The organism is Fischerella sp. PCC 9605 (assembly GCF_000517105.1).
Classification (GTDB): Bacteria; Cyanobacteriota; Cyanobacteriia; order Cyanobacteriales; family Nostocaceae; genus PCC9605.
In genome coordinates this window covers 1,680,338-1,693,442 of sequence record NZ_KI912149.1, presented here as the reverse complement: position 1 = coordinate 1,693,442, position 13,105 = coordinate 1,680,338, and the positions used below count along the sequence as shown (strand labels likewise).

The following is a 13,105-nucleotide window of genomic DNA, read 5'->3' as shown; positions in this document are numbered from 1 at the left end:
AGGTAACACAACGCTAACTATGAACTATAGATATGAACATAATTTAGAATATAATTAACTTGTTAAAAACCATACCAACTTACTCATTAAGATTGTGATTTATTCAGCTAACGAACAGTATCCAATTAAAATTATAAGTATATTTTATAACAAAAAACTCAAGGACTCAAGTTTTGTAAGCGGTTGAATGCAAATATCAATTAATCAGCGTAGATGGAAGCGATCGCCACGGTAGCCACAAAAACCAGCATCTCAACAGTGGGCATTATCGAAATAGCAGTTATCTAGCACTTATTGAGTGGAAAATAGTTAGACTTAATCAAAGTCTGTTGGTAAATCTGGACAGTGGTAATGTTCAAATAATCTGGTAATTTGCGCTGATGTCACACGCCCAATAGACAACTCTGGAATTCCATCTTCAGGAAAAAATCCTACTGCTTCTGTCTCAATACTGGGTGATGGGGAACCGCCAACAAGTTCACACAGAAAAAAGAGCTTATATATGTAATGGGGGAACGGTGGATGACCTTGCCTATCTCTATCGTAAACAGCTAAGAGTTTGACGGCACGAGCATGATAACCTGATTCTTCATAAATTTCTTTGACAACTACTTCACTGGGAGAAAAACCAATATCAGCCCATCCACCAGGTAAAGTCCAACAGCCGTCGGCTCGTTCCTTCACAAGTAAGATAGTATCGTCGCGAAAAACTGCACCGCGCACATCAACTTTAGGAGTGGCGTATCCCACATCACGGGCAAACAGATCCAATATATAGCTGTATTCGATGTTGGTGTGGGTTGCCATGATTTCCGCAGCGATCGCCTGTATTGCTTCAAAGCGCTCAAGATCATAAGGGTTTTCAGAAAAAGTCAGACCATTTTGGGCGATCGCTTGTAATTTTTGCGCCCATTCTAACCACTTGGGTTGCACGATTTTCTCCTATATAGGTGGGGAAGTTACCGTTCGCAATAACTACGAATCCAGTCAATGAAATTTTCTACACTACGAAACGTTGCTACGGGAGACATTTCATCTAATAGCTCAAAGCTTGCCGTTTCTGCCCAAGCAGCCCCCAATGGCATAACGCCCACTTCTTTTGCCGCCTGCATATCATAGGGTGCATCACCAACATAAGCGACGTATTGCGGTGATATATTCCACCTGGTCAAGACATTCCGAATTGACAATGGTTTGATGGCACCATCAGCAGAACCAGTCTCTACAATATCGAAACAATCCACCAAGCCCATACACCGCAGCGAAATGGCAGTACTATATAGCCCCTTTCCAGTAACGACTGCTAAAGCGATATTTTGCTGTTTGCAGAGATTTAGGGCTGCTTCAATACCAGGAAACGGTCGATCGCAAATCGCGTGTGCTTTTTCATACTCATAGAGATAACTTTGCAGACAATCTTGCCATTGCGATCGCACAATTTGTTGAATAATCCCTTCCTCACTAGCACCAAAGTAAGCCGCGATTTCCTCATTAGTATATTGACGCGATGAAAACTTCTCCAAAGCACGTTGAAAGGCAGCAAAGACAACGGGTAAAGTGTTTCCTAGCGTCCCATCTAAATCGAAAATAATGCCTTTTAATTGGTTAGCTGGTTCCATGTTTTAGGGTTAGTGGTTAGTAGTGATCCTGTCAAGGTAATTAAAAAACTAATCCAAATTTTAGTAGAGAAGTCCATTTTCCTCTTTGTGTCTTAGTGTCTTGGTGTTTCAACCACAAAGACACTAAGACACCAAGAAAAATCAAAAACCAACCAGCAATTAACATACAGAAAAGGTGAACAAGTCATTGTCCACCCTCAAAAACATAATTCAAAGATTGTTATTATGCCTCATCTAAAGCTGCAATTCCAGGTAATACTTTACCTTCTAGCAACTCCAAGCTAGCGCCGCCACCGGTGGAAATGTGGCTCATTTGGTCAGCTAAACCAACTTTTTCTACGGCTGCAACAGAGTCACCACCACCGATGATAGTGGTAGCACCGTTTTTGCTGAGATCGGCTAAGGTGCGGGCGATCGCTTCTGTACCGACGGCAAATTTATCAAACTCAAACACGCCCATTGGCCCGTTCCAAATAATTGTCTTACAATCAGACAGCGCTTCTTGGAATAATTTCACCGAGTCAGGGCCAATATCCAAGCCCATCCAACCATCTGGGATGTTCTCAACGCTAACGGTTTGAGAATTGGCATCAGCAGCAAATTTATCTGCTACTACTACATCTGTGGGTAACAAGAAAGTAACACCCTTTTCTTTAGCCTTAGCTTCCAAAGACTTAGCTAATTCTAGCTTGTCTTCTTCCACCAAAGACTTACCAACATTCAAACCACGGGCTTTGTAGAAGGTGAAAATCATGCCACCGCCGATGATGAGTTTGTCACACTTTTCCAGCAGTGTTTCAATTACGCCGATCTTGCTGGAAACCTTGGAACCACCAATAATTGCTGCCAAAGGACGCTGGGGATTTTCAATGGCGCTTTGCAGGTACTGTAATTCCTTCTCAATCAAATATCCAGCCACGGAAGGACTCAGGTAATGAGTCACGCCTTCAGTAGAAGCATGGGCGCGGTGGGCAGTGCCAAAAGCGTCATTGACGTATAAATCCGCATTCGCTGCCAGTTTTTTCGCAAATTCGGGGTCGTTTTTCTCCTCTTCTTTGTAAAAGCGGACATTTTCTAGTAACAGTACTTGTCCGTTTTGCAATGCCCCAACTTTGGCAGCAACTTCATCGCCGATGCAGTCATCGGTCTTCACAACTTCTTGCCCCAGCAACTCAGACAGACGTTTAGCAACCGGAGTTAGACGCAATTTTTCATCTACACCCTTGGGACGCCCAAAATGGCTTGCTAGAATCACCTTAGCTCCCTTCTGCATCAAATCCTGGATAGTTGGTAGAGCAGCACGGATGCGAGTGTCGTCTGTAATATTACCTGCATCATCCATAGGCACGTTAAAATCAACCCGCACAAACGCACGCTTACCAGACAAGTCTGTTGCAGATAAATTTGCTAAAGTTTTCTTTGACACGTCACAAACCTCCTGATTGCCTTTTTGTTATGTTTTTCATTAGTAAACTCATTCCAAATTGTACCGGAGTAAGTGGTGCAAAGAATTGTTAAGCGATGAGTTTCTTGTCAATTGTCTGCCAGACAATACCAAAACGTGTGGAAAAATAACTACTTCCATGCTCTAACCAGAAGAAGGAAGCAGACAGTAAAGGGGGTCTTTTAAGATCAACTTTGCACAAATTCTATACAGCAACGGGTAAATGCGATGTTCAAAACAGTTCTGTTTCCAATTGACCAAAGTCGGGAAACACAGGAAGCAGTCGATGTAGTTATAAATGTCGTCCAAAAGTACGGCAGTCGCTTGGTGCTTTTGAGTGTGGTGGAAGAACTAGAAGCAGATGCATCTACGAGTGAAGATGTTGTGATGTCCTCATCTGAGACTGTTGCCCAATTGCTAGAGACTGCCAAATCAGTGTTTGCTAAGCAAGGAATTCAAGCCGATACCATTGAAAGGCAAGGCAAACCTGCATTTGTAATTTGCGATCTTGCTGATGAAATAGAAGCCAATTTAATCATCATGGGCTGTCGAGGACTGGGATTAACTGACGAAGGGGCACATGATAGCGTTACTAACCGTGTGATTAATCTGTCTCCTTGTCCGGTGTTGATTGTTCCCTGAGAGTAAAGGGTAAAGGGCTTCGCTTGGAAAAAGGGCAAAGGTAAAAGGGTAAATGGATTTTTCTTTCCTTCCCCTTTTCCCCTTACCCCTTCCCCTTTCCCCCACCGAAGGCTTACCCCTTCCCCCTTAATCAATCGTGACGCGGAAGCGAATCAAGCCAGACTGTCCGTCGGGAATGTTAGCCGGGCCGACAATCACCGCACCTTTATTGTTGTTGTTACCACAGATATTGGCAAAGTCTGGCTGCAAGGGAGCCAAGGGTGATAAAACTTGTCCTTGATTGGCAATTCCATTTACAGAAAGGCTATTAGAGACATAGCTTGTGCCTGTTGGGATCAAGTCGCAGAATCTGGCATTTTGTAATTGCTGACCACCATCAACGAGAAAATAAATCGTGTACTCAACTTCATCGCCGCTACTCAAGGGTGTGGGCAGACTGACTTGACCAACAGGCGATCGCCCTACTTGCTGTAATCTGTTATCGTCATCATCATTGGGATCATCTACAAAAGTATTAAAATTAAGACCACTGATGGGCTGACCGTTTCTGGTAGCGTTGGTAATTCGCTTGACTAACCGCAAATTTGGGTCTCCAGCTGCTCCTGCTTGGCCAGGGCGGAAACCAAAGTCAACGTCGAGATTTTGCGGATTGGCATCACTCACGTTAGCCGACAAAGTTGTTTCGGTAGTGGGTGTAAAGTCACTGGGTCTTGTTACCTCTACGGTATAGTTACCTGGTTGCAAACCAGTGAATAGATATCTACCGTTGTCATCGGTCTGAGTTGTGCCAACGACTTGGCCATCGCTATTGCGTAAAGTCAAAGTGGCATTAGCAATTCCTGTTTCGCCTGCATCTTGTTGACCGTTACTATTGCGATCTGTGAAAACGGTATCGCCGATTGAGCCTGCGGGTACGCAGATAGTAAGATCGGCAAGACCTATTGTTTCATCTTGTCCGGGTGGTTGACCCTGTCTGTACAGTGGCCCACTTTGATAGACAACCTGAATTTGGGTAACAGGTTGAGAGATTGTTGCAAAGACGTTACCAAAATTTTCTTCGGGACGTGCATTTCCTGGCGGTACGCGCGGTTCAGCTCCCCGTGCGGTATTGCTGTTAACTATTTGGGCAATAGCACCAGGCCCAATGTTTGCGAGGGTAACTGGTACATTTTGACCTTGGTTGGATGCAGTAACTGTAATTTGATCTTGGTAGGGAGGTTCGCCTGCTCGATCGCGGTCTACATCCAAGAAGGTGAGGGGAACTGGTAAAGTCACTGGTCGGGCAAAGGTAATAGTGAGTGTAGCATTACCTCCTCGACTGGGATCGCGAGCATCTATTCCCCAGCGCAGATATGGTCTGTTAATACCGCCATAGGGGCCAGGAGCAACCCCATAGGGAACATCACCAAGGTTTCCAGGAGAGTTTTGTGGTGATTCATCGCGGATAATTCCCGCAGGATTTTCCGTCATTTGAAAGTTAGTGTTGACGCCGCCAATGTTGAAAGTTTGATTGAAATTCGCTCTTTGAAAATTACTTTCACCCCAGTTGAGAGTTGCTTGTGTTGAACCAGCCGGACAGCTTGTTTGTGCTAACACTTTTTGGCTGGAAATGCTCCCCAACAAGGGAACTTGGGGAATGACGAACAGCAATGTCAGCAGCGTATTCTGGAAAATATGAAAATTTAAGTGCTTAAATAAAGCTTTCATTTTTTGGTTCCTAAACATCAGCAAATAAAGTCAAAAGATGTAGAGACGCGCCATGGCGCGTCTGTACAAAAGGCAAAAGAATGATGAATTATGAAGACGAATATTTCATAATTCATCATTCATAATTCATAATTTCTATCTGCCTCTTCTAGCAGGTTCTATTTGCAGGTCTTGTTCTTGTGGTTCAACGATTAGGTCGATACCTCTGATGTCTTTGTAGATAATTTCCACGCGGCGATCGCGTGCATAATCTACACGAGTTGCGCCTTCAGTCGCACGCTGAGTTTCACCAAAAGAACGAATGGTCATTCTTTCTGGGGCGACGCCCTTACGCAATAGGTAATTTCTTACAGACAATGCCCGGCGTTTGCCCAGTGCCAAGTTGTATTCATTGCTGGCGCGGGGGTCGGTGTGACCCTCTAATTCAATGACGATAAAAGGATACTGCTGCAATACTTCTGCCACTCGATCTAGAACAGCGGCACTGTCTTTACTAATAAAGGATTTGTCAAGTGCAAAATGTATGTTGTTTGGTGCTTGTATCCGAATTGGCGGTGGTGGTGGCGGCGGTGCTGGTGGTGTCGGTGGTGGTGGCGGTACAGGTCGCGAAGTACACTGAAAAGGTTGAGTAGGAGTTGGTTGACTATTGGGAGTGAGGTTGGGTGCTGTGCCAGCAGGGCCAATGATTGCCGCCACGGCGGGTTCAGATGTACCGTACTGTGGATCGGTGGCGATCGCACTCACTGCATCTCCTATTTGTAAATTCTCCACTGTGGCGCTAAAGTTACCTTCTTCGTCCACAGATACGGTTGTCAAGGGTTCACTCAATGCCCCGTAACCTGGTTGATAAAGCGCTTGTTTGCCTCTTTGATAATCACCTAAGCGATAAATTGTCACCTGCGAACCGCGATCGGCTTTACCCTGCAAGGTGACATTATTACCTGTAGGCGGAAACGCCCTTTGGGTAAATTCCGGTGCATTAATGGCAGCATTCCCCGTTTCTAGGCGACGGTTGCCAGAATCTCGCTGGGAATTGGGCCCATCACCCACTTGAAAGTCGCTCACATCCAGATTTTGCTGGCTATTGAGGTCAATACTCAAACCCTCCAGCACCGCAAATTTATTGTTTTGGATGACATTGCGTATGGCTGGGCTGTTCTGGCCAATATCGTTCTGGGAGAAAGCCGAAACTACCACCCCAGGGCCGGTTTGATGGTCAATTTCGTTATCAACTACTTGATGATTGCTACCCATCAAGTAAACTGCTGAACGCCGCAAACGTCTGCCATTATGGGTGATTTTGTTATTTTGAATTTTTACGTTACCTTGCGGTTTGAATAAATACACACCAGCCCCATCGTTAGCACAAATCAAATTGCCCAAAACTTGGGACTGGTTCACCAGACCTTCAAATCGCAAAGCGTCGGGCATTCCGGCAATCCCATTGCCGACGATAATGTTTTCTCGCACCACCGTATTTTCACCACGCACTGAAGTAATAACAGCACTGCCATCGTGGTAATAAATACGGTTGCGGCGAATTGTTGCGCCTTGGGAATTAAAAACGTAAACCCCGAATGCTGATGTTGTCTGGGGCATTTTTTCATCAGCAGTTAATCCCAGCCAGTTGTTTTCAATCACAACATTTTTTGGGGCTACATCTGACTCGCGGAAGGGAAAATCATCGTTAGGCGGTTGCTGGTGGCTGGTATTGGGAGGCGGAAAACGGTGAGCAATGACAATATCCCCTGGTGGTGTAGTGAGAGTCACTGGCTTGGGATTAGTATCAAAAGCTATATTTCCGAGAATCTGTTTGACGGGACTAGCCGTGAAACCGTAAATGCTCAAACCACGAATAGTCACGTCATCAGCGACAACAGTTAACCCGCGAAATACTTCTTTGCCTGGTGCGGGAGTTATTGTTACCACAGGTACGGGAATCGCTATTTCCGCAGTCGCCGAACTTTTCGGATCGTATCCTGGCTGAGTGCTGCCATCTATAACTAATCCGGGAGTTGCTAAATCCGGTAGTTGTGATTGTAACTGGATAGTAGTTGCACTCTTCTGTAGATTAAACTCGATGCGAGAACCATCAGTTGTTGGTGTGATCTGTGCTTTTTCCGCATCACTAAGTTTATCAACATTGAGCGTACCATTGACTACCTCAATCGCTTCCCGCAAAGTCAAGGCGCTGTCAGGCGTGGGACTACCATCTTGATTGCTATTTACCACCACCCGCAATGAAGAAGAGGGGGAGAGAGGGGGAGTGGGGGAGGGTGTTTGGGCAACTGCAATATCTGAATATAAAAGGTAAAAGGTAAAGGGTAAAAGGGAAACCATTCGTTTTGCCTTCTGCCTCTTGCCTCCTGCCTTCTTTGTTCTTCCTTCTTTATTCTTACTTTTTAGTTTCAACCTGGACATTACTCGCTCCTATCACACCACATATGAAAAGGATGAAGTATGAACTAAAACTCTTTTAACTTTCATCCTTCTGACTTTTGCCTATCAACGGATAAGCCGCTGCGCGTTTACTGAGTTCTGGCTTTGTGTTTGCATCTGTCTGAGACTGTTCACTAGTTTGGGTTTGGCGTTCTGAGAAACAGGAGTATGGGGAACTGCTAGCGCCTGCATCTGTTTCAAATGCTTAATCAAATCAGTTTCAGGTGTCTGTGTGGCAGGCTGATTTTGCGCTGTCGGTATTTCAGACTCTTGTTGTTGCTTGGGTACTGGTTCCTGCAAGCCAAAGCCGCCCAAAAGTTCATTCAGTTTCAGGCTGATATTCACATACAAACCACCTTCAGAACGGTAGCCAGTAAAGTCTCGATCATCCACGCTACCGAAGCTGTAGCCAAGACCTAAACGCAAATCGGGAGTGACGTAATATCCAGTTTCTAGGGCAAAACCGAGTTCGTCGTAGTCAGTACCACTGTTGGAGTTTTGACCTATCCACCTTCCCTCAACGGCTAAATCGGTGCGATAACCAAGTCTGTAAGTTGCCCGCAGTTGGGCTAAATTAGCGCTTCCGTCGTATCTGTCGTCATCGTAATAGGTGACGCCGTTACGGAAAGCGTATTTGCCATAAAACTCCCATCGCCAGTTGGGGGCATAAATACCTTCTGCGGAGAAAATATGACCTGTTGCGGTACTACCTGTGAGTTGAGTTTCTGGAATTGAGTCAAAGTTTTGCCGCCACTCGTATTTCAGCAAGCCGTTGAATTTATCGTTGGTGGGGTCGCGGTATGCCAGACCGAGTTTGAGGCTGGCTGTGTCTCCCAGTTCTTGAAATCTGACTCCATCGGTAATCAAACTGGAGGAGGGAAGATAGACGTTTGCTTCGCCAGCTTGTTGGTAGCGGACTAGTGCTGTTAAAGCGGGAGAAAGTTTGCCAGCAGCTGCTGCTGAAATGACTAGATTATTGCCTTCATCACCATCACGATATTCAAACTGAGCCTTGGCTTTGAGATTGGGATTATCAGTGTATTCAAATCCGAGACTGTAAACGGAACCGGCAAATAATCCCAAAGTAGAAGCGGTTTGCCCAACTGCGTAGTATTGCGGGTAGCGATCGCCAGCTGCTGTGGCATTAAAGATGTTCTTGAATACGTATTGATAACCCAGGTTGACTTTTAACCCCGGTGCTACTTTCCAACCCTGACCGATACCAACAGCGCCCTGTCCTTGCATGCCGTTGAAGCCGGAAAGCACGGAATAACGACCTGTAAGGGTAGTATCATCCCACAATTTTTGATCCAGAATCGTATCCAAGGTAGTAAGGGAGTTCCCCGGCAATAATTCGCTGTCATCATAAAATTGGTGTGCCAGTCGGAATGTCACCCCTTGGGCTGCTTTCCAGTCCAGCCCTAAAGTAGTGCGGTTGGGATATAAGGGGTCATAGTCACCCAAATTCAGTTCGTTTTGCGCCTGGAAGGTCAATGATTCAGCTAGTGGTAACTTCAAACGAGATACCAGCTGATCGGCATCGCCATCAAGGTCATCGCCGATACGGTCATCACGAGAACGATTGACGTACTCCAAGCTGGCATCGGCATTACCCAGCTTTTGCAGAATCCCCGCCCGCAAGGTTCGCAGTTCGTTATTGACTCTTTCACCCGGACGTGCTTGCGGCTGTGGGTCGAATAAATCAAAGAAGTTGGTGATGGAACCGGGAGTAGTACCGTAGTTTTCTTCTACGTCGTAGGCGACTCTAAAGCTGGTCAGCTGACTCAACCTGGCTAATAAAGACGCCCCGTAGCGTGTTTGTCCGGGTGTAAAGCTAAAGGTGGCGTTATTGGAGAAATTCGGCTCGACTGCCCGATAATAGGCTTGACCGAAAAGATTTTCAGTGATGTTGCCAAAAGCCTCCAAGCGGTAAGCATTACCACTCACCTCATCACCAGTGAGTAAGTTGTTGTTGGAGTGGGCAAATTCCCCGACAATCTTACCTGCATTTCCCAAAGAGACTAAGAAATCTGTGCCGAATAGTTCAAAATCTTGGTCGCCTTGGTCTTCCCGCAGGTAACTGAGTGCGCCGAAGGTTTTGTTTTCAAGATCGTGGGAAAGGTTATATTGCAGTCGTCCACCAACAAGATTGGAATCTTCACCGCCTTCATTTTGGTAGGTGACGACAACTCGCCTGACCAAAGTCGAACCAAAGGGGTTGAGTTCAGTGGCAAAAACCGGACGGTTAAATCGCAGTGTACCGCGATCGTAATCAATTTCGTAATCTGAACCGCGCAGCATTTGTTTGCGCTCAATTACCGTGCCGGGACGGTTGATTTCTTCTGCTTCTATGTAGACGATTTCACTACCAGGAACTAAAAGGCGTTTGGAAAGGAAGTAGTAGCCGCTAGTGCCGTCGGGAACGATAGTATCTCGCTGGAAGCCCTCAATATTGTTGGCATACATCCCTGTGATTTGCAGGTTGCCAAAGTTGTAGTTCGCCTTGAAGCCATGTAACTGGCGGGAGGTAGTGGTATACAGTTGTGAGGTTCTGGTAAATTCATTCGTGCTGTAGTCCCCCCACATGAAGTAATCTGGTTCTGCTCCCGATATCGAGGGAGTACGTTCCAAGCGAGCATAGAAACTATCGATAGAGGGGGTAGTGGGGGTAGAGGTGGAACTATCACCGTAGACAGGATAGGGTTGTTCGCAGAACTGAACACCACCAAACAGGCGATTTCTACCTTCGCAGTCTTGGTTGATAGCGCGATCGCTATTAAATGCGCCTGTAAATAACCAATCTCCTACTTTACCTGTGGCAAAGACAGCAGCATATAAATCTGCCGTTGTACCTTCGTCAATCTCGTCGGGATTGAGAAACTCCCCAAAACTTCCCCAGTAATTAGTTCCTCCCTGACCAATCCGCAGATTAATTACCCCTGTTACTAGTGAAGGGCGGAGATAGGTAGTGAATTCAATTTGGGTGTAGGCTTCTATCGGCGCTTCTCCAAATTCCTCCACCAGGGAATTATCTGTTTGTTGCGGAAATGTTGGATTTCTCAGGTCGCCTAATTCTCTGGGGGCAATGAGTGGAGATTTCTGCACCCGATCTATGGCTGCCCGAATCCGGACTTGTTGGGGTTTGATATCCGACTGCAAGGTGGCGGTGAATTCACCATCAATGGCACGTACCTGAAATCCGCCTTGGTCTTTGTTTTGGTCTGTACCGACAAATTTACCAGCGCTACTAGTTAAAGTGACGATCGCATCTTTGCGAATGACTTCACCTTTGGCATCGACAATTTGTCCTTGCAGTTTAATCGTTGAACGTCCATCTGCTTGAACCCGCGGATCGCCTACAGGTGCAATTTCCAGTTTGACTTTTGGCTGTCCAGATGTCGGGGGGGTAATTCTAGGTGTGCTATCTGTTGGAGATGTTGGTTGTTGCAGTGGAGAGTTTGAGTTTTGTTGAAATTCAGTAGCAGGATCTTGTTGAAATACCGAGTTGGGATCGCCTGAAAATGGGGAAGTTTGGGAGATAAATACAGGCGGTGACATGGCTTCGAGAACATGGAGAACCTCAGACGCGGTGAGCAGCGCGTTGCGGAGGTTCCCTCCGTTGTAGCGACTGCGAACCCGAAGGGTGACGCGGGGAGACTGGGTTGAGAAGTTCTCCGTGTCAGGGTGTGTTTGTGTCCCCGTGTCCTCTGCGACGCTACCAAAAGCGGCTGTTGGGAAAATTGTCTCTGCACCAAAAAACAAAGGAGAAGCGATCGCCAAACATAAAGGCAATATTCCAGCGCAACCCTTACTCGCTAAGGCCAAGCGCAGAATACTCATCTCAAAATCTCGGCTCAAACGTACATAAAACTTGTTTGTTTTCATCGCTTACCCTCTGAAAAAGCAGGCGTGACAGCAAAATTTACCCGTGCCATACCACTAGGTTCTAAGCGCACCAAGCGAGACTGGCTATTACCTTCGATAAAGTATTTGTTTGGGGCCAGTGCGTAGCCTGGTAAGCTACTCAAATCCAAGGCTGCTGTTCGATGGCCAGCAATGACATTTGCCAAGGAGAATAGTCCATTCGCATCGGTGACAATGCGATTGCCATCATCCAGATAAATCACCGCATTCGGTACTCCCGGTTCGTTAGGTTGTTGTTCGCCGTCAAAGTTTTTATCGACAAACACCCGCCCAATCAAGGTGCCGCAATCAGACAAAATGCCTGGCCGAATTCGCAAAACATAGCTAGCTTGGTTGCTTGTGAGATTGCCTGCCCTGGCTTGTGCTAAGTTTCTGCCATCTCCCCTAATCGCATCTGGCGTAACTTCAGCAGCATAGGTGACTGTCAAAGCTTGGTTGGGTTGCAATTGCTGGCTAGAAGTAATCGTTACCGTTCGATTTGAATTGGTGTTTGCACTCAGGGGGACAGATCTATCTGCTAGGGAACCTTTCAACGACTTAGTAACAAGTCGCACTCCTAAAGGCAGTCTGTCTGTAATTGCTACCTGGTTGGTTGGTACGCTACCAGTATTCCTGATGGTAAGACGATAAATGACTGTATCACCTGGTTCAGCTGCTGCTCTGTCTGCTGTTTTAATGATCTCTAGTTCCGCTTGGCCAGCTGTCAAAGTTACTTCATTGGAGGTAGTAATTCTTCCGGAAGGGCTGTTGGGAAGATTGTCTGCTCCACCACGAGCCGTATTATTAATAACGGTAGTTTGAGGATAAGCTGGTAAGATTCCGTAAGTAAAAACACTTAAAAGGTAAAAAGGACAAAGGAGGCTCAAATGCCTCGGCCATGAAATTTTAAAAATCATTGGAAGGCATCAATATAATAACAGAACATTTTCAAAATCCGAGGCTTTTACTCGAAAACCTCATTTTTACTTTGATTTTCAAGTAATCTAAATCTGTGCCAGTTGAGTAACGCAGGTATTACAGCACTGTAGGATAAATACAGTGAAAACCACACAGCCAACCAGACTTATTAGATTTGCTTCTCATCAAAACCCATATCATTAGGCAACAGAAGCTTGCTATTTACAGAGAAAAGCTTCTCCCTTTGTTTACGAAACATTTCTTTCGAGTAGGAAGGAAACACAATAGACTGATTGTTTATCTGCTCTTGATGCAATGGCAATTTCACGACTCCTGACAGGATGATTATTTTTTAGTGATGAGGGTATATTATCCCGCTTTTGTGACTGTACATAATGCAGATTTTGAATTACATGACAACAACAGTCTGCAA

The 13,105-nt window shown here is 45.8% G+C and carries 8 protein-coding genes; 1 reads left to right on the top strand and 7 read right to left on the bottom strand.

The window, feature by feature from the left end; all coding sequences use genetic code 11:
- Window positions 1-315: 315 nt before the first annotated feature.
- The 3 genes from FIS9605_RS0122325 to FIS9605_RS0122310 all read right to left on the bottom strand — a co-directional run bounded on the left by FIS9605_RS0122325 (window position 316) and on the right by FIS9605_RS0122310 (window position 3,045).
- Window positions 316-933 (bottom strand): NUDIX hydrolase, encoded by a 618-nt coding sequence (locus tag FIS9605_RS0122325; protein ID WP_026734582.1) that lies wholly within the window; start codon window positions 931-933, stop codon window positions 316-318.
- Between the two features lie 26 nt (window positions 934-959).
- Window positions 960-1,619: an HAD family hydrolase gene (locus tag FIS9605_RS0122320; RefSeq protein WP_026734581.1), complete on the bottom strand. Its 660-nt coding sequence runs from the start codon at window positions 1,617-1,619 to the stop codon at window positions 960-962.
- 223 nt (window positions 1,620-1,842) lie between these two features.
- Window positions 1,843-3,045: a phosphoglycerate kinase gene (locus tag FIS9605_RS0122310; protein ID WP_026734580.1), complete on the bottom strand. Its 1,203-nt coding sequence runs from the start codon at window positions 3,043-3,045 to the stop codon at window positions 1,843-1,845.
- Between the two features lie 246 nt (window positions 3,046-3,291).
- Here FIS9605_RS0122310 and FIS9605_RS0122305 point away from each other — a divergent pair, with 246 nt between their 5' ends.
- Window positions 3,292-3,705: a universal stress protein gene (locus tag FIS9605_RS0122305; protein WP_026734579.1), complete on the top strand. Its 414-nt coding sequence runs from the start codon at window positions 3,292-3,294 to the stop codon at window positions 3,703-3,705.
- 126 nt (window positions 3,706-3,831) lie between these two features.
- On the opposite strand, the gene FIS9605_RS0122300 is transcribed toward FIS9605_RS0122305, so the two are convergent.
- The 4 genes from FIS9605_RS0122300 to FIS9605_RS0122285 form a co-directional block, all read right to left on the bottom strand.
- Window positions 3,832-5,412: an SdrD B-like domain-containing protein gene (locus FIS9605_RS0122300; RefSeq protein WP_026734578.1), complete on the bottom strand. Its 1,581-nt coding sequence runs from the start codon at window positions 5,410-5,412 to the stop codon at window positions 3,832-3,834.
- Between the two features lie 135 nt (window positions 5,413-5,547).
- A complete protein-coding gene (locus tag FIS9605_RS0122295) occupies window positions 5,548-7,833 on the bottom strand; it encodes an OmpA family protein (protein ID WP_026734577.1) in 2,286 nt (761 codons plus the stop codon).
- A gap of 84 nt (window positions 7,834-7,917) precedes the next feature.
- Window positions 7,918-11,409 (bottom strand): hypothetical protein, encoded by a 3,492-nt coding sequence (locus FIS9605_RS37795; protein WP_231510439.1) that lies wholly within the window; start codon window positions 11,407-11,409, stop codon window positions 7,918-7,920.
- A 323-nt stretch (window positions 11,410-11,732) separates the two neighbouring features.
- On the bottom strand, window positions 11,733-12,671 hold the full coding sequence (locus FIS9605_RS0122285) for a DUF7507 domain-containing protein (protein ID WP_026734576.1): 939 nt from the start codon (window positions 12,669-12,671) through the stop codon (window positions 11,733-11,735).
- Window positions 12,672-13,105: the final 434 nt, after the last annotated feature.